Annotated in this window: 24 protein-coding genes and 1 pseudogene; 15 read left to right on the top strand and 10 right to left on the bottom strand. The window is 61.6% G+C overall.

The window, feature by feature from the left end; translation table 11 throughout:
* Together pqqA and AB4N33_RS11680 are read left to right on the top strand one after the other, a co-directional pair.
* Complete coding sequence (gene pqqA / locus AB4N33_RS11685; protein ID WP_003243383.1) at positions 1–72, top strand: pyrroloquinoline quinone precursor peptide PqqA; 72 nt, start codon at positions 1–3, stop codon at positions 70–72.
* A 128-nt stretch (positions 73–200) separates the two neighbouring features.
* Positions 201–410 (top strand): hypothetical protein, encoded by a 210-nt coding sequence (locus tag AB4N33_RS11680; RefSeq protein ID WP_476458809.1) that lies wholly within the window; start codon positions 201–203, stop codon positions 408–410.
* A gap of 20 nt (positions 411–430) precedes the next feature.
* On the opposite strand, the gene AB4N33_RS11675 is transcribed toward AB4N33_RS11680, so the two are convergent.
* Complete coding sequence (locus AB4N33_RS11675) at positions 431–1,465, bottom strand: sensor domain-containing diguanylate cyclase (RefSeq protein ID WP_476457363.1); 1,035 nt, start codon at positions 1,463–1,465, stop codon at positions 431–433.
* A gap of 129 nt (positions 1,466–1,594) precedes the next feature.
* Positions 1,595–2,356 carry an alpha/beta fold hydrolase gene (locus AB4N33_RS11670; RefSeq protein ID WP_476457362.1) on the bottom strand — a complete coding sequence of 254 codons (762 nt, stop codon included), beginning with the start codon at positions 2,354–2,356 and terminating at the stop codon, positions 1,595–1,597.
* A 109-nt stretch (positions 2,357–2,465) separates the two neighbouring features.
* Between AB4N33_RS11670 and AB4N33_RS11665 the strand changes: the two are divergent.
* A pseudogene (locus AB4N33_RS11665) lies at positions 2,466–3,904 on the top strand (HD domain-containing phosphohydrolase).
* On the opposite strand, the gene AB4N33_RS11660 reads toward AB4N33_RS11665, so the two are convergent.
* On the bottom strand, positions 3,876–5,078 hold the full coding sequence (locus AB4N33_RS11660) for an MFS transporter (RefSeq protein WP_476457361.1): 1,203 nt from the start codon (positions 5,076–5,078) through the stop codon (positions 3,876–3,878). The pseudogene AB4N33_RS11665 and the gene AB4N33_RS11660 overlap by 29 nt on opposite strands.
* Positions 5,079–5,154: 76 nt before the next feature.
* The gene (locus tag AB4N33_RS11655; RefSeq protein ID WP_476457360.1) at positions 5,155–6,204 is read right to left on the bottom strand and encodes an NAD(P)-dependent alcohol dehydrogenase; all 1,050 of its coding nucleotides are present in this window, start codon (positions 6,202–6,204) and stop codon (positions 5,155–5,157) included.
* A gap of 186 nt (positions 6,205–6,390) precedes the next feature.
* Between AB4N33_RS11655 and AB4N33_RS11650 the strand changes: the two genes are divergently transcribed.
* Complete coding sequence (locus AB4N33_RS11650) at positions 6,391–7,494, top strand: FAD-dependent monooxygenase (RefSeq protein WP_476457359.1); 1,104 nt, start codon at positions 6,391–6,393, stop codon at positions 7,492–7,494.
* Between the two features lies 1 nt (position 7,495).
* Here the strand turns inward: AB4N33_RS11650 and AB4N33_RS11645 are convergent, their stop codons facing one another.
* Positions 7,496–8,116, bottom strand: a complete 621-nt coding sequence (locus AB4N33_RS11645) for a helix-turn-helix transcriptional regulator (RefSeq protein ID WP_476457358.1) — start codon at positions 8,114–8,116, stop codon at positions 7,496–7,498.
* Positions 8,117–8,284: 168 nt separating this feature from the next.
* Between AB4N33_RS11645 and AB4N33_RS11640 the strand changes: the two genes are divergently transcribed.
* The 3 genes from AB4N33_RS11640 to AB4N33_RS11630 all read left to right on the top strand — a co-directional run bounded on the left by AB4N33_RS11640 (position 8,285) and on the right by AB4N33_RS11630 (position 9,903).
* Positions 8,285–9,226: a catalase family peroxidase gene (locus tag AB4N33_RS11640; RefSeq protein ID WP_476457357.1), complete on the top strand. Its 942-nt coding sequence runs from the start codon at positions 8,285–8,287 to the stop codon at positions 9,224–9,226.
* 11 nt (positions 9,227–9,237) lie between these two features.
* The gene (locus AB4N33_RS11635; RefSeq protein ID WP_476457356.1) at positions 9,238–9,579 is read left to right on the top strand and encodes a hypothetical protein; all 342 of its coding nucleotides are present in this window, start codon (positions 9,238–9,240) and stop codon (positions 9,577–9,579) included.
* A 63-nt stretch (positions 9,580–9,642) separates the two neighbouring features.
* A complete protein-coding gene (locus tag AB4N33_RS11630; protein WP_476457355.1) occupies positions 9,643–9,903 on the top strand; it encodes a hypothetical protein in 261 nt (86 codons plus the stop codon).
* A gap of 235 nt (positions 9,904–10,138) precedes the next feature.
* On the opposite strand, the gene AB4N33_RS11625 is transcribed toward AB4N33_RS11630, so the two are convergent.
* Positions 10,139–10,759 (bottom strand): LysE family translocator, encoded by a 621-nt coding sequence (locus tag AB4N33_RS11625; protein ID WP_476457354.1) that lies wholly within the window; start codon positions 10,757–10,759, stop codon positions 10,139–10,141.
* A 236-nt stretch (positions 10,760–10,995) separates the two neighbouring features.
* Here AB4N33_RS11625 and AB4N33_RS11620 point away from each other — a divergent pair, with 236 nt between their 5' ends.
* Together AB4N33_RS11620 and AB4N33_RS11615 are read left to right on the top strand one after the other, a co-directional pair.
* A complete protein-coding gene (locus AB4N33_RS11620) occupies positions 10,996–11,925 on the top strand; it encodes a DMT family transporter (protein WP_476457353.1) in 930 nt (309 codons plus the stop codon).
* 73 nt (positions 11,926–11,998) lie between these two features.
* Positions 11,999–12,598 (top strand): eCIS core domain-containing protein, encoded by a 600-nt coding sequence (locus AB4N33_RS11615; RefSeq protein ID WP_476457352.1) that lies wholly within the window; start codon positions 11,999–12,001, stop codon positions 12,596–12,598.
* Between the two features lie 22 nt (positions 12,599–12,620).
* Here the strand turns inward: AB4N33_RS11615 and AB4N33_RS11610 are convergent, their stop codons facing one another.
* Positions 12,621–13,034, bottom strand: coding sequence for a cupin domain-containing protein (locus AB4N33_RS11610; RefSeq protein ID WP_476457351.1), 414 nt, complete (start codon positions 13,032–13,034; stop codon positions 12,621–12,623).
* Positions 13,035–13,696: 662 nt separating this feature from the next.
* On the opposite strand from AB4N33_RS11610, the gene AB4N33_RS11605 reads away from it, so the two are divergent.
* The 5 genes from AB4N33_RS11605 to AB4N33_RS11585 all read left to right on the top strand — a co-directional run bounded on the left by AB4N33_RS11605 (position 13,697) and on the right by AB4N33_RS11585 (position 19,379).
* Entirely contained in the window at positions 13,697–15,763 is a 2,067-nt protein-coding gene (locus tag AB4N33_RS11605; RefSeq protein ID WP_476458808.1) for an ATP-binding cassette domain-containing protein, read from the top strand.
* A 14-nt stretch (positions 15,764–15,777) separates the two neighbouring features.
* Positions 15,778–16,824 carry an ABC transporter substrate-binding protein gene (locus AB4N33_RS11600; RefSeq protein ID WP_460139633.1) on the top strand — a complete coding sequence of 349 codons (1,047 nt, stop codon included), beginning with the start codon at positions 15,778–15,780 and terminating at the stop codon, positions 16,822–16,824.
* A complete protein-coding gene (locus AB4N33_RS11595) occupies positions 16,824–17,723 on the top strand; it encodes a homocysteine S-methyltransferase family protein (RefSeq protein ID WP_476457350.1) in 900 nt (299 codons plus the stop codon). The genes AB4N33_RS11600 and AB4N33_RS11595 overlap by 1 nt, the downstream gene beginning before the upstream one ends.
* Before the next feature lie 182 nt (positions 17,724–17,905).
* A complete protein-coding gene (locus AB4N33_RS11590; RefSeq protein ID WP_460116544.1) occupies positions 17,906–18,184 on the top strand; it encodes a hypothetical protein in 279 nt (92 codons plus the stop codon).
* Between the two features lie 16 nt (positions 18,185–18,200).
* On the top strand, positions 18,201–19,379 hold the full coding sequence (locus AB4N33_RS11585; protein WP_476457349.1) for a carboxylate-amine ligase: 1,179 nt from the start codon (positions 18,201–18,203) through the stop codon (positions 19,377–19,379).
* Here the strand turns inward: AB4N33_RS11585 and AB4N33_RS11580 are convergent.
* From AB4N33_RS11580 to AB4N33_RS11570, 3 genes are all read right to left on the bottom strand, one after another.
* Positions 19,340–20,464, bottom strand: coding sequence for an ATP-binding protein (locus AB4N33_RS11580; RefSeq protein ID WP_476457348.1), 1,125 nt, complete (start codon positions 20,462–20,464; stop codon positions 19,340–19,342). The genes AB4N33_RS11585 and AB4N33_RS11580 overlap by 40 nt on opposite strands.
* A gap of 150 nt (positions 20,465–20,614) precedes the next feature.
* Complete coding sequence (locus AB4N33_RS11575) at positions 20,615–23,311, bottom strand: sensor domain-containing protein (RefSeq protein ID WP_476457347.1); 2,697 nt, start codon at positions 23,309–23,311, stop codon at positions 20,615–20,617.
* Positions 23,312–23,373: 62 nt separating this feature from the next.
* Positions 23,374–24,009, bottom strand: coding sequence for a CHASE domain-containing protein (locus AB4N33_RS11570; RefSeq protein WP_476457346.1), 636 nt, complete (start codon positions 24,007–24,009; stop codon positions 23,374–23,376).
* A 168-nt stretch (positions 24,010–24,177) separates the two neighbouring features.
* Here AB4N33_RS11570 and AB4N33_RS11565 point away from each other — a divergent pair, with 168 nt between their 5' ends.
* Positions 24,178–25,200 (top strand): UV damage endonuclease UvsE, encoded by a 1,023-nt coding sequence (locus tag AB4N33_RS11565; protein ID WP_476457345.1) that lies wholly within the window; start codon positions 24,178–24,180, stop codon positions 25,198–25,200.
* Positions 25,201–25,204 lie beyond the last annotated feature (4 nt).

Below are 25,204 nucleotides of genomic sequence, written 5' to 3'. Positions count from 1 at the left end.
ATGTGGACTAAACCCGCCTACACCGACCTGCGCATTGGTTTCGAAGTGACCATGTACTTCGCCAATCGTTGATCGCCGTTGCCCCGGCTTGCCGGGGCATCTTCGTAGTGGCATTTTAATGGTGTTAAATGTCCCGTCGCCACCCGGAACGGGTCAGCACCCATCGCAGACTCAAAGCCTGCCTTGCAAAGGCTCCTGAAATGCCAAAAACACCACCTGAGAACAGGGCTTCAGTAACTGCCGCTGATATCGAGCGGTCGATCCAGGCCTTGAACAAAATGGCTGAGCGTCTTTGGGGCAATGGTCGAGAGGCCGAGGCCAAGGCGCTTCTCGGTGCCCTGGATGCGTTGAACCGCGCGTTGGATCGAATCAGGATTGGCGAAAGCCGCAGAGCGGCCACCCTCCACTGAGTCGTCGCCCCTGCAACCAGTTACGAGCGCTGGGGTTTGCGCGCCACCTTCACCCGATACATCTCCCGATCCGCCAGCTTGATCACCTCATCTGCCGTCATCCCTTGAGGCATCACCGCCACCACCCCCACGCTCGCGCCGGGATAGTGGAAGTCGTCCAGGCCATCGCCCAGTTCATATCGCCCGATCGTCGCCTTGCTCAGGCGTTGCTGCAGCAGCTCGGCTCCATGCTGCATGTCCTGGGCCTGGTCGGGGTTTTCGGACAGGGTGCCCAAGGCAATCGCGACAAATTCGTCACCGCCGGTACGGCCGATGATGTCGCTGGTTCGCAGCGCTTGTTGCAGGCGCATGGCCACGCCGCGCAGCAGTTCATCGCCGGCCAGATGACCGTGGGTATCGTTGACGAGTTTGAAGCCATCGAGGTCGATGACGGCCATGAGGATGTACTTGTGCTCGCGCTCGGCAAGGGCGAGCAGGCGGGTGGCGTCGCTGAGGATGGCGCGGCGGTTGGACAGGCCGGTCAAGGGGTCGGACAGCGCCAGTTTGGTCAGTTCGGCATTGAGCATTTGCAGGCGTTCGACCAGTCGTTCGCGTTCCAGGGAATAGCCCAACAGGCCCGAGAGCAGCGTCAGCAGCGGTTCGACTTCCGGCGTACGAGCGACCTGGCTGGAGCTGGCGGCGCAGACGGTTCCCAGCACTTCGCCGTTCTGGGCCTTGATCGGCGCACTCACATAGGTCTTGATGCCCAGCGCCGCGGCAGCCTCGGAGTCTCCCCAGGCTTCGACCACGTTATCGCAGTACAGGCGGTTTTCATCCAGGGCGCGCTTGCACAGGGTGTCGCCCCAGGGCACGACCAACCCTTCCGGGATGACCATGTCGCCGGTGTTGCGGGCGAACTCGACCCGCTGGATACCCTGGTCGGTGTCGATGGTGGTGAGGTAGGTCGACTCCATCCCCGTCACCTGGCTGAGCAGCGTCAGCAATGGGCGCGTCAACTGTTCGAGGTTCTGCGCTTTGGGGATGGTCTCGGAAAGAAGTGAAAGTAGATGATCCATCAGTACCCGCCGGTCGCTAAAAAGATTGCCCAATTATCGACATATCGGCGGGCAATTTTACAGCCCTGATGGGATGAGTAGGGGTCTCCCTGACAGGCATTGATCGCCTGTCAGGGGCCTGTCACCCACTTACTTGGTGCTGTGCACCGCATCAATGATGACCTTGGCCACATCTGCCGGGCGCGACTGTTGAGGCACGTGGCTAGACTCCACCTCGGTGACGTGTGCCTTGATCTTCTTGGCAAAATCGCGTTGCAAGTCTGGCTGGATCATGCGGTCTTCACGGGCGACTACGTACCACGACGGCTTGCCTTTCCAGGCGGCGGCGCTGGTCTTGTCCTCGAATGCAGCGGCGCGGATCGGGCCTTGGGTCGAGGTCATGACGGCGGTCTGGGCAGCAGGCAGGTCCTGAGCGAAGCCGGTGGCCATGCCTTGTGCGGTCATGTAGAGGAAGCCGTTTTTATCGGCGGCGATGTCCTTCGTGCCGGACGGCGCCGGGTATTGCTTGCCCAGGTCCTTGACGGCCTGGCCGGCATCCGGGGCGAACGCGGCGACGTACACCAGGCTACGAACTTTCTGGTCAGTACCGGCCTGAGTGATTACTGTACCGCCCCAGGAGTGGCCGACCAGCACCACATTGCCGTCCTGGTTGTTCAGTACGCGCTGAGTGGCGGCCACGTCATCGGCCAGCGAAGTCAGCGGGTTCTGCACCACGGTGACCTTGATGCCTTCGGCTTGCAGCAATGGAACGACCTTGGCCCAGTCGGAGCCGTCGGCGAATGCGCCGTGCACGATCACTACCGAAGGTTGCGGGGTGGCGGCGTGGCTTGCGCCAGCAAAAACGGAAGCGGTCATGGCGAGGGCGAGGGCGATTGCCTTGGGTTTGAACATGGTGGAATCTCCTGTGGTTGATGTGACCAGTTTCCGGAATACGCGTGAGGTCCGGTATCGGTCGTTTATCCGAGGCGGACAAAAAAACAGGTGAATGATGGAGAGCGTGATGAAGGGTGCCGACGCGGTTGAGCTGGAAAGTGCAATGGTGTGCCTGTCCGTTGTGGGCGACTTGAGCATGGGCCAACCCACTGATCAGTCACGCCGCGCCGCTCGCCTGGCCCAGTGGCTTGCGCAAACCTGCGACGGCGCCGGCGAACACATCGAAGTGGCGCGACAGGTGTCCCTGCTGCGCTGGTCCGGTTGCACCGCCAACGCCGAGGACTTCATGCGCCTGCTCGGTGATGACGTCGCCGGGCGCAACGCGATGCTCAGCCAGACGCTGGGCCCGGCGGGGCTGCGGGCCATGCGCAAGACCGCGCCGCAGGCCCAGGTACATTGTGAGGTGGCGGGTGACATCGCCCAGACTTTGGGGTTGAGTGCGCCGGTCGAACTGGGACTGCGCCATGTGTTCGAGCAATTCGACGGCGAAGGCCGCCCGGGGGGCCTGCGCCATCCCGAAGTGCCGGAAGTGGTCTATCGAGTGCTGCTGGCCGGGGACCTGGAGATTCTCTCGCGGGTGCACGGGCTCGATTCTGCGCTCGAGTGGATTGCGGGCCAGGGCAACCGTCGTTATCCGGCCTCGTTGGCCGCCGAGCTTTCACGCAATGCCGCCGAATGGCTGGACGCATTGAGGGAGCCGCCAGCCACCCATTCAAGCTCGCCCGCGCTGAAGGCACAGGTGCCGCTAACGTTGGTAGGCGATGTGATCGACCTGAAAATTCCCTGGCTGGCAGGTTATTCCCGGCGCTCGGCCGAACTGGTGCGCGACGCGGCCAAGCTGTGGGGCCTCGCCGAACCCTCCATCGAGCAACTGGGCAAAGCGGCGCTCATTCATGGCGTCGGTCGGGCGGCGGTGCCCAATCGCATCTGGAACCTGCCCGGCCCATTGCTCGATGGCGATCTCGAACAGGTGCGACTGGTGCCGTACTGGACGTCGCGCACCTGCAAGCAGATCCCTGAGCTGGTGGCTCCCGGTCAAATCGCCGCCAACGCCTACGAACGACTCGATGGCAGCGGTTATTTCCGGGGGCTGGACGGGGATGCCCTGCAACCTGAACACCGTTTGCTGGCGGCGGCGCTTGCCTGGCAGGCATTGCGTTGCGTGCGACCCTGGCGTCCAGCGTTCAGCGAGAGTGACGCCGAACGCCTGCTGCTCGAGGAAGCAGCAGAAGGGCGTTTCGACCCGCGCGCTTGTCAGGCGGTGATCGCCGCCGCGCGGGGTGAAGCGCCGTGGCCCCCTGTAAGTCCAACACCAGCCCGCTCAGTGAACGAGAGACCCAGATCCTGCAGTGCATCAGCATGGGTGGCAGCAACAAGGAGGTGGCGCGCCAGCTCGGCATCAGCCCGAGCACGGTGCGCACCCACGTTGAAAGCGTGTTCCGCAAATTGCAGTGCACCACACGGGCCGCCGCGACCCTCAAGGCGTTGACGTTGGGATTGATCTGATTACCCCACGCATCTCCCGCGATGCGCAGCGACCCGCCAGCCACGCCAGGACAGCCGCGACACCCAGCAACATCGCGCTCGACTCGAACGTTGCGCGATAGCCGCTGAAGTCGAACAGCAAACCGCCCACGGTGGCGCCGGAGGCGATCGCCAGTTGCACGATGGCGACCATCAGGCCGCCACCCGCTTCGGCATCGTCCGGCAGGGTTTTCGCCAACCAGGTCCACCAACCCACCGGCGCCGCCGTGGCGACCAATCCCCACAGGCCGAGTAAAACCGTGGTGGTCATCGCCGAGCTGCCGAAGGACAACAGCGCCAGGGCGATCACGGCCATCAGTACGGGGATGGCGATCAGGGTGCGATGCAGGCCGGATTTGAGAAACCCTTCAATCAGGAAGGTCCCGGCCAGGCCCGCCAAGCCGAGCACCAGCAACATCAGTGACAGCGTGGAAACGCTGACCTGCGTGACCGTTTCAAGGAAAGGACGCAGGTAGGTGAACAGCATGAACTGGCCCATGAAGAACACGCTGACTGCAATCATGCCCAGGGCCACCGGCATTCGTTTCATCAACCGGAAGACGTTGCCGTTGCCGGCGCTGGCGCTGTTTTTCAGCGTGGGCATGCTGAACATCAGCCACGCCGCGGCGATGACGGCGACCGGCACAATGCAGAAAAACGCCCCGCGCCAGCCGATCAACGAACCGACAAAGCTGCCCAGTGGCGCAGCAATCACCGTTGCCAGGGCGTTGCCGCCGTTGACGATGGCCATCGCCCGGGTGACCTGGTCTTCAGGAACCAGGCGCATGGCGGTGGCCGCCGACAGCGACCAGAACCCTCCAATGGCAACGCCGATCAGGGCGCGGCCCATCATGAAGATCGTGTAGTTCGGTGCGAAAGCAGCCACCGTCCCGGAGACGATCATCAGCAACGTCAGGGACAGCAGCAGGGGTTTGCGGTCGACCCGCGCCGCGATCGAGGCGATCAGCAGGCTGGTGATCAGCGCGAACAATCCGGACACGGCGATGCCCTGGCCGGCCTGGCCTTCGGTGACATGCAGGTCGGCGGCAATCGGTGTCAGCAGGCTGACGGGCATGAATTCCGAGGCCACCAGCACGAAGGCGGCGAGGGACATGGCGAATACCGCGCCCCAGGATGTTTTGGGGGGTTGGGTCATGGTTTGAATCCTTTAAACGCAAAGCATCGCGCCCCCTGGATCGGGGGCGGGACAAGGTTGTTTTTTAGCGGGGGGGTTAGTTAGCCAGCGTGGCGTTGTCGATCACGAAGCGGTATTTCACCTCGCCCTTGAGCATGCGCTCGTAGGACGCGTTGATCTGGTCGGCGCGCACCAGTTCGATGTCGGCGACGATGCCGTGCTCGGCGCAGAAATCCAGCATCTCCTGGGTCTCGGGAATGCCGCCGATCATCGAGCCTGCAACCGTGCGGCGCTTGGTGATCAGGTTGAACACGTTCGGCGACGGATGCGGCGAGGCGGGGGCGCCGACCAGCGTCAATGCGCCGTCGCGCTTGAGCAGCACCAGGAACGCATCGAGGTCGTGGGGCGCGGCGACCGTGTTGAGGATGAAGTCGAAGCTCTTGGCATGCGCAGCCATTTCCTCGGCGTTGCGTGACACCACCACCTCATCGGCACCCAGCTCGCGGGCGGCCTCACGCTTGGACTCGGACGTGGTGAACGCCACCACATGCGCGCCCATGGCATGGGCCAACTTGATGCCCATGTGGCCCAGGCCACCGATGCCGACCACGCCGACTTTCTTGCCGGGGCCGGCGTTCCAGTGACGCAGCGGCGAGTAGGTGGTGATGCCGGCGCACAGCAGCGGCGCTACCGCCGCCAGTTGCGCTTCGGGATGGCGGATGCGCAGGGCATAGCGTTCATGCACGACGATGGTTTGCGCGTAGCCACCGAGGGTCCAGCCGGGCGCGTCCGGGGTCGGGAAGTTATAGGTGCCGATCATGCCGTCGCAGTAGTTTTCCAGGCCGCTTTCACAGTCGTCGCAGTGCTTGCAGCTGTCGACGATGCAGCCGACACCGACCAGGTCGCCAACCTTGTAGTCCGCCACATTGGCGCCGATCGCAGTCACACGACCAACGATCTCGTGCCCCGGTACGCAGGGGAATTGCGTGCCGGCCCATTCCGCACGCACCTGGTGCAGGTCGGAATGGCAGATGCCACAGAACGCGATATCGATCTGGATGTCATGGGCGCCGGGTGTGCGGCGGGTGATCTGCATGGGCTCAAGGGGTTTGTCACCTGCATGGGCACCGTAGGCGTGTACAAGCATGGGGAAATTCCTGAGTGAGTGGGGGTGGACGACCATTGTGTGGCCGGCCCCTGCATGCCCTGTAGATCATTCCTGTGAGTTACTTGCCTGATTCTATGAATGTCGGTTCGCGCCGGAACACTCCCTGTAATTTCGGCGGGTTATGATGGCGCCACTGCTTATGTTCAAAGACTCAAGGACCTTGCAATGCGGATATTGATTGTGGGCGGCGGCATCGCTGGTTTTGCCATGGCCAGGGCCCTGGAATTGAAGGGCTTCACGCCGGAACTGGTCGAGCGCCGTCTCGATGAATCACCCGGTGGCATGGGGTTCTACCTGCCTGGCAACGCCGGCCGCGCACTCGCCCGACTCGGTCTGCTGGACTCGGTTCGCGGGGCGGCGGCGCTCATCAAAACGCAACGGATCATGGACCAGCGAGGGCGCTTGCTGACAGTCACCGACACCGAAGACTTCTGGCGTGACTGCGGCCCCTGCCTGTCGCTGCCGCGTGATGCGCTGCACACCATCCTGCGCGGCGCCCTCGAGCGCACGAACACCCGTTTCGGCGTCTCCATCACCGGGATCACGCCTGCGACCGATGCCTGCGAGGTGGCTTTCTCCGATCACACCACGGCCACTTATGACCTGGTCATCGGCGCCGACGGCATTGATTCGACCGTGCGCCGGATGATTTTTCCGGCGATCCAGCCGTCCTTTGTCGGCAACGTCTGCTGGCGCTTCATCACGCAGAACACCACGGATATCGAAGGTTGGACAGCAATGCTGGGCAAGGGCCGCACGCTGTTGGCCATCCCGGTCAGTGGCGAGCAGGTCTACGTTTATGCCGACATGGCGGTGGCTGAAGACGAATTCGACCGCGTCAGGCACGCCTCACTGCAAAGCCTGTTCGGTGACTTCGCCGGGCCGCTGTTTCCACTGCTTGCCGACACCGGCCAGGACACCCACTTCGGCAGCATCCAGCAAGTGGTCATGCCGCACTGGTATCGCGGCCGCGCCGTGCTGATCGGCGACGCGGCCCACGCCTCATCGCCAAGCATGGCGGAAGGCGCGGGCATGGCCATCGAGGATGCTTGGGTCATGGCCGACGCCATCGCCACCCATCAGGACCTGGATGCGGCGTTGCAGGCGTACAGCGCCAGGCGTCAGCCGAGGGTGGACTGGGTACAGAAACAATGCGTGGCGCGGGACAAGATGCGCACGCTGCCGGTGCCGGCCCGCAACCTGATTCTCAAGCTGCTGGGCGACAAGCTCTACAAACGCAGCTACATGCCGTTGCTGGCTTCGGTGTAGTTCAGGCGCCGCTCTCCATGGGGCGGCTGATCAGGTACTGACACACCAGGCGTTCTCCGCGAAGGCACTGGTCCGCCGCCGGTTGGCCGGTGGCTTCGGAGAAGAACGACGCCATCGCCCGGCAGACGCAAGGTTCGTCGTGCACGGCGCCGCCCAGCGGGCACGTGTAGTTGCGCACCATGATGCCTTCGTCCTGGGCATGCGCTTCGGTGTTGGCGCCGAGCGCGTTGGCAGCAGCCATGGCGGACTGCAGGCCGCTTTGAAAGTCCTCGGGCGTGGCGATACCGGCTTCGCGGGCGAGGTGGCGGCCGGTCTCGTCGAGCAATTCACTGATCTGTCGCTCGTCCATGCGCGTCTGCATGACTTTCAACAGCCCGCGCAGGAACAGCCGATAGGCGCTCGACTCGATGTCCTCGCTGCCCGGCGCCGCTTCATAGACCACCGGTGGTTTGCCGAGCATCCCGCGTTGCCTGAGGGTGGCGCGACGGACCAGCCCCTGGGCTTCGAGTTGGCGCAACTGCACGTTGATGGCATTGCGCGTGACGTCCAGGTGCTCGCACAACTGCACGACAGTCAGCGGTTCGCGTTGTAACAGGCGCAGGATGTCGTTTTTCGTGGTCACGAAAAAATCCTTTTGGTCCAAAAGTGCCGATCATAGCAATCCCTCCGGCAAAGTGGGGTAAGGCGATTAATGACAATTGGTATTGTCATTAATCGCGTAATGCCGCTAGACTCGCCTGGCAACGCCATAAAACCAAAACCAAGCCTGATGATTGCCGAGCCAAGACAAATGAACGCACACGAAAATACCCGTCCTGCCGAAATGGTCGATGCACTGAATGCAGTGTTCGGCAAACACCAAGCTGCGCGCAGTTCTCATGCCAAGGGCGTCTGCGCGAGTGGTGAATTCACGCCATCGACTGACGCGCCCCAATGGGTCAGGTCGAGCCTGTTTGCCCAGGGTGGCGTGCCCGCGGTGCTGCGTTTTTCAGTGGGCGGTGGCAACCCCAACGTCTCTGATAAGAGCCGCACCGTACGCGGCTTGTCGGTGCACCTGAACGACAGTGCCCAAGCCTACGACCTGATGATGATTTCCGAGCCGGTGTTCTTCGCCGCCACGCCCGCTTCGTTCGTCGCGTTCCTGCAAGCGCGGGTGGCTGACCCGGCCACCAAGAAGCCTGATCCGAACAACATCAAGGCGTACGAAGCCAGCTTCCCCGATGGCAAGCTCCAGCCGCGTCTGCTGGCGTCGCACCCGGCGCCGGCGTCCTATGCCACGACCGCGTACTTTTCCACGCATGCCTTTCGCTTCGTCAACGGCCGTGGTGAAGGTGTGTGGGGCCGGCTGGTGATGGAACCGGTGGCAGGCACGGTGTTGCTCAGTGAAGAACAGGAAGCCAGCCTGCCTGACGCGTTTCTGGCCGCAGAACTCGATGCGCGTCTGCAGACCGGCACGGTGCAGTTTCGCTTGTACATTCAGCCGGCGGGGCCGAACGATTCGCTGGTCGATCCCTCGCAACAGTGGAGCGAAAACCACAGCGCTCGCCTCGAGCTCGGACGCCTGAGCGTTCAGGCGGTCGAAGCGGACACCTTGTGCAACCCAGGGGTGTTCGACCCGATGCGCCTGCCGGATGGCATCGAACCGTCGGACGATCCGGTGCTGCTGTCGCGCAGCGCGGCGTACAGCGTATCGCTGCAGCGTCGCCAGGCACCTGGCGACGCGACTTGCTGAGGATCAGTCGAATGGGTGATTTACCGATGGCGGCCATGGCGTGTGCTGCGGTGTTGCTCACGGGTTGCGCCTGCGCACCAAACGAACCGACCCTGACCTTGCACACCCGCAAGACCCCGGCCGAGTACGCCGATTGCGTTGTGCCGAAATTGCAGGACAACGCACTGACGTCGACCGTTTCGCAGAGCCAGCGCAGCTATCGGATTGTGGTGCCCAGCAAGGTTTCGGCGGACAAGGTGCTGGAGGCGCACAAGGCTGGCAAGGGCGGCAAGGTATTTGTCTACGACCCGCAACTGCTGGCCTCGAACGTACTGCCTTCGAGCTTTGAGCGCGTCGCGCAGGATTGCATCTGATCCTGGCTGACAGCGCTTTTGCGCAACTCCTTTGGTTGGCCGTAACCAGCCATTTTTCAGCCCATGCCGGTGTCGGCGTGGTTTTTTTTTGCCAGAACAACAGTGCGCGGCCGTGAGGAAATTGTCTCCACAGAGGCTACAGAGCGTATCAAATCGGACGGCGCACTGGCGCGCCGGCGCCTGCACTTCGATGACCCGCTATTTCTGCGGATGGGCAGAGGGGTGCAGCCAACGGTTCGGGCGATGGACATCGCGGCATTACTGATCCCGGCATTGCGTAACATCGAGGTAGTGATCAAGCAGGCAGCGCGGCGCGGTGGTTGATTGACGGGCTCGCCGTGGTCAGGCAGACACGATCCCTGTAGGAGCGAGCTCGCTCGCGATGGTCGTCAACGATGACGATGGCTGCCTGAATGCCCGCGGTGCCTGACTCCACCATCGCGAGCGAGCTCGCTCCTACAGGGGATCGCGTAACGCTTTTGATCTTCTGTGGGAGCGGGCTTGCCCGCGATGGTCGTCAACGATAATGCGGAACACCTTGCACTCCGTAGTGCCTATTTCAACGCTTGCTGAACGCCAACCGCGCCGCAAACAGCACGAATAGCATCCCCGTGGCGCGATCCATCCACTTGATGACTTTCTCGCGGCGCAGAAAGCTTGCCAGCGGCTGGGTCGCGCCGATCAAGGTGGTGGACCAGATCAGCCCCAGCACCACGTGAATGCTCACCAGGCCAAAGGTCCAGGCAACCAGGTTGTGCCCCTGGGGGATGAACTGCGGCAGGAACGACACATAGAAAATGCCGATCTTGGGGTTGAGCACGTTGCCCATCATGCCCTTGAGGAACCAGTTGGCATTGGGTTTGGCGTCAGCCTGCACCGGCGATAATGAACTGCGCGGGCGCAGCAGCATGTTCAGGCCCAGCCAGGCGAGGTAGGCCGCGCCGCAGTATTTGAGGATGTTGAAGGCCAGCTCCGACACCGCAATCAGCGCACCCAGGCCAAACGCCACGGCCGCCCCCCACAGCAGGCAACCGGCGTTGATGCCCAGCGCGGCGCGAAACGCTTGCTGCCGACCTTCCACGGTGGCGGTGCGCAAGACCAGGGCGGTGTCCAGGCCCGGCGTCAGCGTCAGCAGGGTGGCGGCGAGGGTGAAGGCGAGCAGGTTGTCGGCGATGGGCATGGGATTCACTTACTGCGGGATGGATATGAGCGCACGTTAGCATAGGCCCCTCACACCCGTTGACCGCTGCGAATTCGTTCACTCGCACGCATTCACCTTTGCGCTCGGTGTCGACCGCCATGACATCCTGGGAGTGCCCAAGGTATGCCGAAAAGGAATGTCAGTATGCGGCGTTTTCGTTACATCGGCGCGGCGATTTCTCCTAGTATCGTGGCATTAATCAACGGGTAGCCGCGATGCGAACAGCAATAGTCCATGCCATGATGGCAGGCGCTTTATGGGGGGCGGTAATCGTCACGCCTTCAATGATCCCCGATGTGCATCCGGTGGTGATCAGTTGCGCACGTTTTCTGGTGTATGGCTTGTTCGCCGTGCTGGTGGCGTTGCCTCGCGCCCGGCAGCTCCTGGGGCGCCTGCGCAAGAGCGATGTGCTGATTTTGCTGGAGCTGGCGCTGACCGGCAACCTGGTCTATTTCATCCTGCTGAGCGCGGCGGTCCAATATGCCGGGGTGGCGATTGCTTCCTTGATCAATGGGTTGATCCCGGTCGCGATCATGCTCATGGGCAGGAAAACCAGCGGTGGCAGCAGCGGGTCGATGTACATCTCCCTGGTGTTGATTTGCATCGGCACAGCGTGGATCAATGTGCCGGCGATCATGGACATCCTCCATGGCCAGGGCAACAGCGACAGGGCGTTTGGCGCATTCCTCGCAGGACTGGGCGTGTTGTCCTGGTCGTGGTTTGCCTTGCGCAATGCCGGACACCTCAAGACGCTGCGCTTCAGCCCCAGTGAATGGTCGACGCTGCAAGGCGTGACAACGGGCGTTGTCGCGTTGTTTGCCAGCATCGGCGTGTGCCTGTTCAATCCGCAGATTCTGCCGACGACGTTGAGCGGCGGGCGCATGACCGTGTTTATCCTGGTGATCCTGTTTCTGGCCATTTGCGGGTCGTGGCTGGCCAACGGCTTGTGGAACAGCGCTGCACAGCGCTTGCCGCTGGGGCTCAGCGGGCAGATGATCGTCTTCGAAACCCTGTGTGCGCTCGTCTACGGCTACCTCATGTTGTGGGCCTTGCCCGGCGCCAACGAGGCGATTGGTATCCTGCTGGTGCTGGGTGGCATCGCCTGGACCTTGAATGCGCGAGGGCGACGAGCTGCTGCTACCTGACATGCTGGCTTCAAGGGCTGCGCCGTTCGCAGCTACGCTAAGGGGCATCTCCATCTCCAGGACGCAAGCCTTGATGCCGCCCATAACCACGCGCCTGGTGGCGCTGCTGGCGTTTTGCCTGAGCCTCCCACTGGCGGCTCAGGACAGCGCCTGCCCGGCAGGCGAAAAACAGGTGTGCCTCAACGGCTGCATCTGCCTGCCTGACCTGGGCAAGATCGCTGGTGTACCGGATGGCATCTATCAGGTTGCAGCGCCCGCCTTGGCGTTATGGCTGACCCAGTCGCGCGCCGAAGCCGCGAGTGCTGGGGTTCAACCCATTCCGGCGTCTGTACGTGAGCAACTGCTGCGCTGGTACGACGCCAGTGTGCTCGACGCCGTGAGCTACAAAATCAGCGACGACGGTCAACTCAACGCCGCCAACGCCATGCTGCAAAACCCTGACATCGGCGCGGTGACGCTGATCGACATCATCGTTTTTCGAACCGCTGAAGACGCCGGGCAGAACATCGCGCTGTGGGCCCATGAGCTCAAGCACGTGCAGCAGTATCAGGAGTGGGGTGTTGCCGGTTTTGCCCAGCGTTACACCGCGGATTTCAACGCGGTGGAGGCGCCGGCCTACGCCATCCAGATCGAGGTGGGAAGGGTGTTGCGAGAAGAGGCGGCGACTCAATGAGCCTCCTCCCGACAGGTATTGCTTAATTCGACAGGATCAGCAGCGGCGTGTTTTTCTTCACGACGTAGGTCGCCAGCTCCGACGCGGTGGTTGAGCCCACGTTCTTCGCCGTGTGGGCGACACCTTCGGGAATGAACAGCGAATCACCGGCTTTCAGCGTCACCGGTGGCTGGCCTTCGAGTTGGTATTCGAACGTACCGCTCTCGACGTGGGCGATCTCCACGCCGGGGTGTGAGTGCTTCGGCGCCGCCACGCCCGCATCGAAGTCCACACGCACCTGGATCACCTCGCGGTCGGCGGCACCCAGGTCGGCGCGCAGCAGGTCGGTGCGGTGCAGGCCGCTTTGCCAGCTTTTGGTTTCTTCAGCGTGGGCGATGCCGGTAAGAGCGCCGAGAGCGACGACGGTAACGAGGACGGCAGTCTTGAATCGAGACATTTTTGTTCTCCGGTAAGAGCACGGCGAAGCGGGGGAGGTAAGCGCCTGTGCGGTGAACTCATTAGGCGGGCGGGGTGTATCTGCGGCGTGTCGAACTATGGGTGTTTTGTATCTTGAGGTAGCCGTGGGGGTAGGGGATACGTGGTGGTACATATCGCGGCTGGTCTTACCCAATTCCTGTAGGAGCGGGCTTGTCGAGGCGTCGAACCGTCGCGATGCTTGTGAACGATGACGCTGGCTGCCTGATGCCCTGCGGTGTCTGGGCTTGCATCGCGAGCAAGCTCGCTCCTACAGGTTTTTGTGTCGACTGCACATCCTGCGGCTTGCCCGGCCCCTGTGGGAGCGGGCTTGCCCGCGATGGTCGTCAACGATGATGAGGGCTGCCTGATGCCCCGCGGCGTCTGGGCCTCCATCGCGAGCATGCTCGCTCCTACAGGTTTTTGTGTCGACTGCGCATCCTGCGGCTTGGGTAGAAACCGGAGACATCGTTTACAGGTGCAAAACTGTGATCTGTAGGTTCACCGTCGACTAAGCTAATTCCAAAATATTATTTATTTCATTTTTTAAGATCGTTTAGCTTTATGCCCATGCAGAGCGCCTCGCTGTCCAGCCAGGCGCTTTTTTTTGCGTCAGATGATGTGCAGGGAGCGGCCGTGTCAGTTATACAAACCCGATTGGCGACAGGTCTGGAACCTGCGCAAAGGTCCGTTGCCCCAACCGACGTGGTGCTTGAGCTGCGGGCCGTCACCAAGGCCTACACACGCAGCCAGGGCGCGGCGACTTTGCCAGCGGTCAACGATGTCAGCCTCAAGGTACGACGCGGTGAAGTGTTGTGCCTGATGGGCACCTCCGGCAGTGGCAAGTCGACCTTGTTGCGCCACATCAATCGCTTGATCGAACCGACCCAGGGTGAAGTGCTGATCGAAGGCCAGGCCATCAGTGGCTTGAGCAACAGCGATCTGCGCACGCTCAGGTCGCGTCGCATCGGCATGGTGTTCCAGCATTTCGGCCTGTTACCCCACCGCACCGTGCTGGAGAACGTGGCGTTGCCGCTCGAGCTGAGCGGCGAGCCGGAAGTCATCCGGCTGGACTCCGCCGCCGTGCAACTCAAAGCCGTGGGGCTGGCGGGCTGGGGCGAGCATTACCCGCAGGAGCTGTCCGGTGGGATGCAGCAACGCGTCGGCCTGGCCCGGGCATTGGTCACCGAGCCGGACTTCCTGCTGATGGACGAGCCGTTCAGTGCCCTAGACCCGACGATTCGCCGAGACCTGCAACAGCATTTCCTCGCCCTGGTTCGCGAGCGCGGAATCACGACCTTGCTGGTCACCCACGACCCGGCCGAAGCCATTCGCCTGGCGGATCGTATTGCGGTGTTGCGGCGCGGGCGGCTGGTGCAACTGGGCACGCCGCAACAATTGCTTGAGCAACCCGTCGATGCTGAAGTCGCGGATTTTTTCCGTGACTGCCAGCCAACCTCAGCCACGCCATCGGCGGTGAACAGCCTGACGACCGAGGCGGGGCAACCTGAACTGCGCGAACAGCCGGTGACGTCTGGGCTGCCGTGGTGGCAAGCGCTGTTCCTGGGACCTGCGGCCTTGGCAGCAAGGGGCAAGGGCGGATTATTCTGGGCCACCTTTGCGGCCGAACTCGGGGCTTTGGCCGCGCTCGGGCAGGGCATTGCCAGCGCAACGGCATGGACGGTGGTCGTTGCGCTGCTGGTGTTGGCTGCCAGCCGATTTGCCGCGATTTCCCTGAGCGGGCATGCCTCGCGCTCCCACGCCTCTGGTTGGCTGCTGCCCCTGACCGTGGTATTGGCGTCCCAGGCGCTGGTGGTGTGGCGGGTGATCACTCCCGAAACCACCCACGCGCTGTTGCAGTTTCCGATCAATCGCCAGGTCATGCTGGTGACTGCGCAAAGCATTGACGACTTTATCGGCTGGTCGCAAATCACCTTCGAAGGGGCTTTCGTCGGTGTGATCGTCGCGGTGCGCACGGTCATCGAAGGCGTCGAAAACATGCTGGGCTGGCTGCCATGGCCGGTCGCTGCACTGTCACTGGTCTTCCTGGCCTGGCGGTCTGCCGGTTGGGGCCTGGCGCTCACCAGCGGTGCGGCATTGTTGTACATCGGCCTGTTCGGCTTTTGGGAGCACACCATTGCCACGTTGGCGCTGGTGGGTGCCTCGGTGTTGATCGCCCTGGTGATCGGTGTGCCCACCGGCATCGTGCTGGCCAAACGGCCTCTGGTGCGCCGACTGTTCACGCCGTTGCTGGACGTCATGCAAACCTTGCCGACCTTCGTCTACCTGATTCCTGCCGTGGCGTTCTTTTCGGTCGGCAAGACTCCGGCAGTGATCGCTACCGTCATTTTCGCCCTGGCCCCAATGATTCGCCTGACTTCGCTGGGCATCCAGGAAGTGCCCAAGGACGCGGTCGAAGCCGCCGTCGCCCACGGCGCCAGCCCCTGGCAGACCCTGATCAAGGTGCAACTGCCACTGGCGCGCCGCTCGCTGCTGCTGGGGATCAACCAGACCATCGTCATGAGCCTGTCAATGGTGGTGGTCGCCGCGCTGATCGGCGCCGGCGGCCTGGGCTACGACGTCATGACCGCGTTGCGCAACATCAAGGGCGGCGAGGGCGTGCTGGCCGGTATTGCGATTGTCGTGTGTGCACTGATCCCTGACCGAATCATTCAATCGAGCTTGCGCAAGCAAGACCACCTCTCCCACTGAAAGTGAGACTTATCGTGAAGACATCTCTATCGCGCAGCTTCGGCACGGCGGCACTCGTGGCGTCCTTGATCGCTCCTGTCACGGCCATGGCCAAGGACAAGATCGTCATTGGCGAACAGAATTGGACCGGCGCCATCGCCATTCAGCACATCCTGGGCGAAGTCCTGCAAACCCGCCTGGATGCAGACGTTTCCTACCTGGCCGGGGATGTTCCGGTGCTGTTCAGCGCAGCGTCCAAGGGCGACGGCTCGGTGGATGTGCTGACCGACATCTGGCTGCCCAACCAGTCTGCTGCCTGGGCCAAATACGTCACTGGCGGCACCCGTTCACTGGTGCCCAACAAGCAGCCCTACGTGGGTGAGCAGGGCTTCTACATTCCCGGCTATGTGCAGGACAAGTACGGGGTCAAGTCGGTGTACGACCTGAAGAAACCGGAAGTGGCCAAGCTCTTCGAACCGCTGGGCGGCGGCAAGGCGCAGTTGCTGGTAGGGCCGGCGGGTTGGGAGTCGACCTACATCGGCGAGATCAAGGCCAAGGATTACCAGTTCGCCGATAAATTCGAGTCGATCTCCACCGAGGCCTCGGTGACTTATTCCAAATTGGCGGCGGCTTACAAGGCCGAGCGAGGCGTAATCTTCTACGCGTACACCCCGGACTGGATTTTCTCCGCCTTCGACCTGCGTCGCCTGGAAGAGCCGGCTTTCGACGGTTATGCCCAGGACAACAAAAAGGATGACCCGCTGTACAAGGCCGACGGTTGCTGGAAATTCATCAGCCCGACGGTCGACCCGGACTGGCTGAACAAGAGTCGTATTACCTGCGCGTTCCCGGACGCCAAGGTCTACGTGCTGTCCTCGGTTGCCCTGCAAAAACGTGCGCCCAAAATCGCCGAATTCTTGCAGAACGTTGCCATCGAGCCGTCGCAGCTCAATGACCTCATCCTGAAAATCGAAAAGGAAAAGCAACCGGCGGACGTTGCTGCCAAGGCGTGGGTCAAGGCCAACCCTGCCGTTATTGATCAGTGGCTGGCCGGTCCTGCGCAGAAAGTGAGTGCCAACTGATGACGACCGTACGTTTGCTGGATGGTGGCATGGGGCGGGAATTGCAGCGCATCGGCGCGCCGTTCCGTCAGCCGGAATGGTCGGCGTTGGCGCTGATCGAATCGCCGCAGTTCGTGCTGCAAGCACACCAGGCCTTCATCGCCGCCGGGGCCCGAATCATCACCACCAACAGCTACGCGGTGGTGCCATTTCACATCGGTGAGGAGCGTTTTGGCGAGCAGGGCCTGGAGCTGGCCGAGCGCGCAGGAAGGCTGGCACGCCAGGCGGCCAGTGAAAATCCGGAGCCGGTCACGGTGGCCGGTTCGTTGCCGCCGGCCCTGGGGTCTTACCGGCCGGACCTGTTCGATCACACGCGCAGCGTTGCCATTCATCGAACGCTGATTGCCGGGCTACGCGATCACGTCGATGTCTGGCTGGCGGAAACCCAGAGCTCCATCGCCGAAGTGCGAGCGGTGGTAGAAGCGTTGGGTGCGCAGCCCAAGCCGCTGTGGCTGTCGTATACGCTACTGGATGACGCTGACGGGGCGCCACGGTTGCGCTCTGGCGAAACAGTCGGAGCGGCGGTGCAGATGGCTGCTGAGCTGGGCGCGAAGGCGGTGTTGTTCAACTGCAGCCAGCCGGAAGTGATGGCTGCGGCGCTGGCCGAGGCGCGGTCAGTCATTGTCGGGCAGGCGATTGAATTGGGGGTATACGCCAATGCGTTTCCTGCGGTCACCGCCAAGGCCGAAGCCAATAGCACATTGCTGGAGATTCGCGCCGATTTGACCCCGGACTCGTATTTGAACTGGTCCAGTGCCTGGGTCGCGGCAGGTGCGAACATCATCGGCGGGTGCTGCGGCATTGGACCGGAGCATATTGCGCAGTTGCATGTGCACTTGGTGCAACAACAGGCATCTTGAGTGCCTGTACGGACCCCTTCGCGAGCAAGCCCGCTCCCACAGGGGGTGGACAACGCGGAGCTCCGGTGGGAGCGGGCTTGCTCGCGAAGAGGCCAGCCCCACACCACACCCCTCATCAATTGACCTGAACCTCGCACCGCCCCGGGTGTTCCATACCAAAACACCCCCGGATCGATGCCGCCATGAGTTCATTCAAGCCCTTGCTGACACCCCTCCAACACCAGCGGCTCTGCGCTCTGGATGCCTGGCATCGAGCGCTCGAGGACTGCACGCTGCGCATGAACTGCCCTGACGCCTACCATGAGACGCTGATACGCCATGCGGACGAGATGGATCGCAACGGTCTGGTGGATTGGCAGGAGTGGCGGGATCTGCGCGCCGAGGCAGACCGCGCCTATTTGCGGGCCGTCGCGGGTGAGGACTACCACCCGTCACGTTCCAGCGGTCGGCGCCTCGTCTAGCGCAGGGGAATGGGCCATGAACGAGCCACTGAAGTTCGGCATCGAAGAAGAGTATTTCCTCACCGATCTGGACTCTCGACAGGTGCCCGGGGAAGTCCCGTGCGAGGTGACCAATCAGTGCACGGCCGCCCTGGGACACGCCTTCGCCTACGAGATGTTCCAGGCGCAAATCGAAGTCGCCTCACCGGTTTTCACCAGCCTGCCTCAAGCGGCCGAATACCTGGTCAACGCCCGCGGAACCTTGCAGCAGGTATTGCAACCCTTTGCGCTCGGGTTGCTCAGCGCCGGTAGCCATCCCTTGGGTGATTGGCGTGTGCAACACCCCACCGACCAGGCGCATTACCGGCAGCTGTTCGACGATTATCAATATGTCGCCCGGCGCAGCCTGCTTTCTGGCCTGCACGTGCACGTGGAGGTTCCAGCTGACCTGGACCGTATCCGGGTGATGAACGAGGTCTTGCCCTGGACGCCGTTGCTCCTGGCATTGAGCTGCTCCTCACCGTTCTGGCAGGGGGATGACAGCGGATTCGCCAGCTATCGTCAGACCGCCTGCGATGAATGGCCGCGCATGGGCGTGCCGGAATACCTGGAAGATCAGCGCGCTTATGATGACTACGTGTCGTTTCTCATCGCCAATGGCGCCATGAAGAAAGCCAGTGGCTGCTGGTGGGCGGTGCGTCCATCCTCCAGCTACCCGACGCTCGAATTAAGGATGACCGACGCCTGCCCTCGTTTGAAGGATGCGCTGAGCCTGGCGTCGTTGTTCCGGGTGCTGGTTGCCTACGCCATTGCACAGCCTCGTGCGGGGGCTGACTACTCGGTGACGTCCCGTTGGACACTGATGGAGAACCGCTGGCGAGCAAAGAGGTCTGGCACCAACGCTATGTTTCTCGTCGAGGGCTTCGACCGTGCCTTGACCCTTGAGCAATGGTTGTCCCTGGCGGAGCAGATATTGGGGGCAACAGCGCGATCATTGGGTGTCGAGGACGTCTTCGATGAGTTGCGGCACATAATCCGCGAGGGCAGCAGTGCAGGGCGGCAACGGGTCGTTTATCAAACGTCCATCAGTAGCGGTCGCCAACCCCATGAAGCGCTCTTGCAGGTGGTCGATCATCTACTGATCGAAACCGCGTCATCCTCGCGCCGTGACATGCCTCAGGCATTGGGCAGCAGCACGGTGAAGATAGTGCCTTGATCAGGTGTGGATTGCACTTCAATGCTGCCGTCGTGTCCTTCTACGATTTGTGCAGCGATGAACAAACCGAGCCCCAATCCGGACGATGAGCCTTTTTCGCCCGAGGCATAACTGGAATACCGGCCTTCTGGATTGAACAGGTGAGGCATGATTTGTGCGGGAATGAGCTCACCACGATTCTGCACGCTGAACAGAGTGCGGTGCCCGTCGCGCTTGAGTGTCACGTGGATCGGTTGCTGCGCATCCCCATGGCGGATGGCATTGGCGATCAAATTGGTGAACACCTGTTCCATGCGTAAAGGATCGAATTGCCCACTGACGTTTTCGTTGGCGTGCAGCACGAGCTGTACGGCGGGGAAACCGGTGCGCAGTTCTTCCACCACCGAGGCGCACAAACCTTTCAGCTCGCAGGGTTGACGATTGACCGGCAGCCCGGTGCCCAGGTTGACCCGCGCCAGGTCAAGCAAGTCATTGACCATCGAGTCGGCACGCCGCACGCTCGTGCTGATCTGCGTCGCAAGTCTGCGTTCGCGGTCGGACAGGTGAACGCTCTCTCGCAGCAGGTCACTGGCCATCATCACCGCGCCAAGCGGCGAGCGCAGGTCATGCCCCAGGACACCCAACACGGTCTTGCGCGTCGACTCGACGGCCTGCCCGTACGTTCTGATCGACTCAACGAGCGCCTGATCGATCGCTTCGTTGAAGCGAATCATGTCATCGATCCGATGAGTTTCGTCAAAAGCGTTTTCCGCCATCCAGAGCCTGAGCACGCTGGAGCGCAGTGCCCGGTATTCAGAAACCATCTGATCCATGGAGAAACCGGCGACAAGGCGTGTCCTGGCATGGGTATCGGCGGGCGAATCGCCGTCAATATCGGGGCCCCGTCCTTCGGATTTGGCAATCTGCTGCTGCTCGGTCTGGGTCCTGGGCATGTCCCGCGCCACTGTTTCCAGAATGAATTGAGCGTGATTTCTCAGCCCTTTGGCGTCCATCGTCGGCATGGGTGTATCTATCGTCCTGGCATACGTAACCCAGGCCGCCAAAATCTGTTCCATGTGTTTGAGAATGAAATCGTGTAATCGCATGGCGGTCGTTGTTGCCTCCCTGGTCACCCATTTGATGTGCATGTGTGTGCGACAGGCGAACGGATGGCGCCGGCCCTGCCTTCAGAAGTCATTTTAGTTCAGTGCCCAGAGAGTGTAGTGCCGTACGGGGTCTGTGCCATGACACTCGGTTCAATGTCGTGCGTTCAGCCACTGTTCGAAGTCTTGCGCCGGCATCGGACGTCCGTATAGGTAACCTTGACCCTGGTCGCAGCCGATTGTTTCAAGGAAACGATGCTGCTCTTCGGTTTCAACGCCTTCGGCAATGATCTTGAAGCCCAGTGCATGGCCCAGTTCCACGATGGTTTTGGTAATGGCCACGTTTATGGAGTCCTGGGGCAGGTCCGAGATGAACGTGCGATCGATCTTGATATGGTTGATCGGCAGGATCTTCAGGTACGCCAGAGACGAATACCCCGTACCGAAGTCATCGATGGCGGTGGTGATCCCCAGATTTTGCAGGGTGCACAGCACCTCCCTGGAGTGTTCGGGGCTGGCCATCATCAGGCTTTCCGTCACTTCGACCTCCAGCGCGCTGGCAGGCAGGTCGTACAGGTCCAGCGCGCAGCGAATGGTTTCGACGTAGTCGCTGCGATCGATCTGCAAGGTGGCGACGTTGATTGCGATGACGCCGTGGGCAATGCCCTGATCCTCCCAACGGCGCAGGTCCTTGCAGACCATGTCGACCACCTGTTCGCCGATCTGAATGATCAGCCCCGTGCTTTCTGCCAACGGAATGAATTCAGCAGGGGAAATCAGGCCTTTGATCGGGTCGCGCCAGCGGATCAATGCTTCTGCACCTTCGACCGCGTTCGTGACCAGATTGACCTTGGGTTGATACCAGACCTCGAATTCGTGATTGAGCACCGCCCGCCGCAGGAAGCGCTCGCTGTTCATACGCTCCTGGGCGCGCAGTGTCATTTCGGGCTGGTAGAAGCGGTAGTCGTTACGACCACTGTCCTTGGCGCCATACATGGCAGTGTCTGCCTGGCGCAATAGAAGCTCGGGCGTTTCGGCGTCGTGCGGGGCAATCGAAATACCAATGCTGGCAGTCAGCAGCGTCGAGGTGCCTTTGAGGTCGAAGGGCTCCTGCAGTGAGGCCAGTAGCTTCTTGGCGATGATGATCGCGTCGGTGGGATGAGTCAGGTTGTTGAGAATCAGTGCAAACTCATCCCCGCCCAACCGTGAAACCGTGTCTTCTGCTCGTACGCACGCCAGGAAACGAGACGCCGCCTGCTGCAAGAGCAGATCACCCATCGAATGCCCCAGGCTGTCATTCACGGTCTTGAAGCTGTCCAGGTCAAGCACGACGACGGCCAGTGATTGGTTGTAGCTCAGCGAGAGGTCCAGTGAATGCTGCAATCGTTCGTGGAACAGCGAGCGGTTGGGCAGGGCGGTGACAGGGTCGTAGTGCGAGACGCGCTCCAGGTCGGACCTGGATTGATTGATGGCCGCCATATCGGAAAACACCGCGACGTAGTGGCTGATATTTGCATTGTCATTGTAGACCGCGTTGATAGTCAGCCATTGTGGATACAGCTCGCCGTCTTTCCTGCGATTCCACAACTCCCCGCGCCACAGCCCGGTGAGCTTCAGGGTTTCGATGATGTCGCGGTAAAACGCATTGTCCTGTTTGTCGCTGATAAGAATGTTGGGCTTGAAGCCGACGGATTCCTCGGCACTGAAGCCGGTAATATGGGTAAACGCCGCGTTCACTGACAGGATGTGGCCGCGGGCGTTGGTGATGATCACGCCGTCGGCGGTATTGTCCAGAACGATGCCTGCCAGGCGTAACTGTTCGCTGTTCTGCCGGGTCGCGGTAATGTCGGTGGAAATACCCAGGACTCCTGAGGCTTGGCCACCGGCCCCTCTGAGCACGCATTTGGTGGTCAGGTAAGTTCGAGTCGCGCCCTGTTGCACCAGTTGATCCTCGAAATGCAGTATGCCGCCGGTTTCGAGCACTTTCTTGTCGTTCTCGCGCAGCGTGTGGGCCTCCTGCGTGGGCAAATAATACTCCCGCGTCTGGCCTTTCATTTCTTCAAAGGAAATATTGGCGGCCTGCTCGAACATGCGGTTGCAAAGCCGCAGTTTGCCTTCGGTGTCATAGACGTAGATGAGCGATGGAGCGTTTTCGACGATCTCCAGCAACAGGGCCTTCTGCGTGTGCAAGGCTTCTTCGGCCTTCTTCCTGTCGGAGATGTCGCGCACCACGGCGTAGAGCATCGGCTCGTCAGCCAGATTGACCGAGCACAGCGTGACCTCGGCCGGGAAAACGCTGCCATCGCCGCGCTTGTGCAGCCATTCGAAACGGTGCACACCGTTGGCCAGAGCCGTTTTCAACATGGCCTGTGCCTTGACGGTCGACAACTGTCCGTCGCCTTGATACTCGGGAGAGATGTCGGTCGTGCGGATTCGGTGATACGTGGCGGGATCATCGAAACCGAAAACGCGCATCGCCGCCGCGTTGGCCTGGGTGCAAATACCGCCCGGGCCCAGAATCCAGATAGGATCGGGGGAGCGCTCGAACAGCGCACGAAAACGCGATTCACTCTGGCCCAATGACCTCTCGATCACCCGGCGCTCTTCGATTTCCTGTGCCAGCTCGGTATGGCGCTGGCGGATGAGTTGGTTGCGCCTGCTCAGTTGCGCCGCGAACACCGTCAGCAGCCCGGTGCCGATCAGGGCCGAGAGGAACAGTGGCGACACGAGCAGGGACGCAGGGCGCGAGCCCGCTACGGGCAATGCCGCCAACTCCCAGGTACCACCGGGTACATCGACCGATGTGACCAGCGCATCGCCCTGGAACAGCTGCGGATCACCTTTGATCATTTCGCCCAAGGCACCCCTGCCGTCCCGGCCACGCAGCGCAAGGCGCAGACTGCTGCTGGTGTTCAGCCCCCCGCGTCGAGCAACCGATCCACGTCAGCGACCACGGACGTGCTGCCCCAGTACACCGCTTCCCCTGAGGCATCAGTGACGAAGACGGGGCGACGATGAATAAACGCCTGACCGCCCTGCACCAGCGTGACGGGGCCGGCCAATACCGACGTCTTGTTTTTGCGGGCGAGTTCGAGCGCCGGATATTGGTCTGCAACCGTACGGTAATCCAGGCCCAGGATCTGTTGGTTGCCGGCGATTGGAAATACCCGACTGACGACGTCATTGGGCGCCAGAGAGAGGTGATGAATGTGCGGTTGGGACTCGATCGCTCGTTGCGACATGCCGTCGAAGTGCGCTGCAGTGATGGTGCCATCCAGGCTCAGCAGTTGTCCGATACCCGCCGTCACATCGAATGTCGAGCGAACCTGGCTCTCCAGCCGAGCCTTGACTCCGGCCAGCTCCACCATGCCTTGGGCGGCGGCCTCCTGTGCCTCTTCGTGCACGTCCATCGCGCCCAGGGTGACAGAAATGACGATTCCGCTCAAAAAAATGCTGGCTGGCAATACAAAGGTACGCCACCGACTTTGCGGCTCGGGAGTCGGGCTATTTTGGGTGTCCGGGGCCGTGGCGGCTCTTGGTGTGTCCAACGCGTCGTTCCTTGAGTCCATGCACGGCATCTGCCTTTGAGTTGACTGGTCGGCAACAATGAAAGTTTCGATGGATAATGAGTGAACCTCAAGTGGAATTCGGACCTAAGTTCTTATCGCTTATCTGAACGCCGTGTACGACATTAACTCAAACGAGCCGTCCTCTCCATGACCCTGACGCGAATCGGTTTTGCCTGTCAGTTCAAGCATCCGCAGCGTGAGCTGTCGGTGTCTGAGCTCAAGGCGCTCGAAGGCCCCTTGAACCCGCGTACTACCACCCTTCGCTGGATGGACACGGTGTCGCCGCAGCTTGCGCGCGACAAGCTGATTGAAGTGGTGCTGCACAACCTGGCCGCACAACTGCGCCTGCTCGAATATGTCAGCGGGTTGCCGCCGACCCTTCGCATGCTGCGTCTGAGCAGCGACCTTTTGCCGTTCTACAGCCATCAAAAGGTTCGAGATTTCTATCGCGACCCCGGGATCGAGCAGCAGTTGGCGGCGGGGTTCGCCGCCATCGGCGAGCTGGCGCGCGAGGCGGACATACGCCTGTCGTTTCACCCCGGACAATATTGTGTGTTGGGATCGGATAACCCAGGTGTCGTGGAAAACAGCGTCGCCGAGTTCGAATACCACGCCGACATGATCCGCATGATGGGCTACGGACGGCGTTTCCAGGACCTCAAGTGCAATGTGCACATCGCCGGGCGATTGGGTGTCGAGGGGACGCGTGCCGTCTGGTCGAGGCTGTCGGAGGTTGCCAGGAACTGCATCACTTTCGAGAACGACGAGAAAACCTACGGGCTGGACCATTGCCTGCAAGTGGCCGACCTGGCGCCCGTGGTGCTGGACATTCACCATTGCTGGATCCATGAAAACGACTACATCGCCCCCGATGACCCCAGGGTTGCACGAGTGATCGACAGTTGGCGCGGCGTTCGTCCGACCATGCATTACTCCCAGCCACCGGAGCGTTTGCAGGAATTGGGCTTCGATGCCGGCAACAAGCTGGAGATGGAGGCGTTGTTGCAGGTGGTGTCAAAGCGTGACCTCTACGCGCACAGCGACCAGATGTGGAACCGCTGGACCAATGACTACGCGCTGCAGTTTCGCGATCGCTTCGACATCATGCTCGAGGCCAAGGACAAGAACCTGGCGGCGCTGGCGTTTTACGACTACGCCAGCAACCTGTAGGAGC

This window comes from Pseudomonas sp. S1_E05, assembly GCF_056337105.1.
This window is presented reverse-complemented; position numbering and strand designations above follow the sequence as displayed.

What these genes read in the sequence shown, in the direction of transcription:
- AB4N33_RS11660 (WP_476457361.1), bottom strand. Translation starts at nt 5,078, where the DNA reads ATGACCCAACCCCCCAAAACATCCTGGGGCGCGGTATTCGCCATGTCC.
- AB4N33_RS11565 (WP_476457345.1), top strand. Translation starts at nt 24,178, where the DNA reads ATGACCCTGACGCGAATCGGTTTTGCCTGTCAGTTCAAGCATCCGCAG.
- AB4N33_RS11580 (WP_476457348.1), bottom strand. Translation starts at nt 20,464, where the DNA reads ATGCGATTACACGATTTCATTCTCAAACACATGGAACAGATTTTGGCG.
- AB4N33_RS11590 (WP_460116544.1), top strand. Translation starts at nt 17,906, where the DNA reads ATGAGTTCATTCAAGCCCTTGCTGACACCCCTCCAACACCAGCGGCTC.
- AB4N33_RS11585 (WP_476457349.1), top strand. Translation starts at nt 18,201, where the DNA reads ATGAACGAGCCACTGAAGTTCGGCATCGAAGAAGAGTATTTCCTCACC.
- AB4N33_RS11630 (WP_476457355.1), top strand. Translation starts at nt 9,643, where the DNA reads ATGCCGGTGTCGGCGTGGTTTTTTTTTGCCAGAACAACAGTGCGCGGC.
- AB4N33_RS11575 (WP_476457347.1), bottom strand. Translation starts at nt 23,311, where the DNA reads ATGATCAAAGGTGATCCGCAGCTGTTCCAGGGCGATGCGCTGGTCACA.
- AB4N33_RS11675 (WP_476457363.1), bottom strand. Translation starts at nt 1,465, where the DNA reads ATGGATCATCTACTTTCACTTCTTTCCGAGACCATCCCCAAAGCGCAG.
- AB4N33_RS11655 (WP_476457360.1), bottom strand. Translation starts at nt 6,204, where the DNA reads ATGCTTGTACACGCCTACGGTGCCCATGCAGGTGACAAACCCCTTGAG.
- AB4N33_RS11610 (WP_476457351.1), bottom strand. Translation starts at nt 13,034, where the DNA reads ATGTCTCGATTCAAGACTGCCGTCCTCGTTACCGTCGTCGCTCTCGGC.
- AB4N33_RS11625 (WP_476457354.1), bottom strand. Translation starts at nt 10,759, where the DNA reads ATGCCCATCGCCGACAACCTGCTCGCCTTCACCCTCGCCGCCACCCTG.
- AB4N33_RS11595 (WP_476457350.1), top strand. Translation starts at nt 16,824, where the DNA reads ATGACGACCGTACGTTTGCTGGATGGTGGCATGGGGCGGGAATTGCAG.
- AB4N33_RS11635 (WP_476457356.1), top strand. Translation starts at nt 9,238, where the DNA reads ATGGGTGATTTACCGATGGCGGCCATGGCGTGTGCTGCGGTGTTGCTC.
- AB4N33_RS11670 (WP_476457362.1), bottom strand. Translation starts at nt 2,356, where the DNA reads ATGTTCAAACCCAAGGCAATCGCCCTCGCCCTCGCCATGACCGCTTCC.
- AB4N33_RS11640 (WP_476457357.1), top strand. Translation starts at nt 8,285, where the DNA reads ATGAACGCACACGAAAATACCCGTCCTGCCGAAATGGTCGATGCACTG.
- AB4N33_RS11620 (WP_476457353.1), top strand. Translation starts at nt 10,996, where the DNA reads ATGCGAACAGCAATAGTCCATGCCATGATGGCAGGCGCTTTATGGGGG.
- AB4N33_RS11650 (WP_476457359.1), top strand. Translation starts at nt 6,391, where the DNA reads ATGCGGATATTGATTGTGGGCGGCGGCATCGCTGGTTTTGCCATGGCC.
- AB4N33_RS11680 (WP_476458809.1), top strand. Translation starts at nt 201, where the DNA reads ATGCCAAAAACACCACCTGAGAACAGGGCTTCAGTAACTGCCGCTGAT.
- AB4N33_RS11615 (WP_476457352.1), top strand. Translation starts at nt 11,999, where the DNA reads ATGCCGCCCATAACCACGCGCCTGGTGGCGCTGCTGGCGTTTTGCCTG.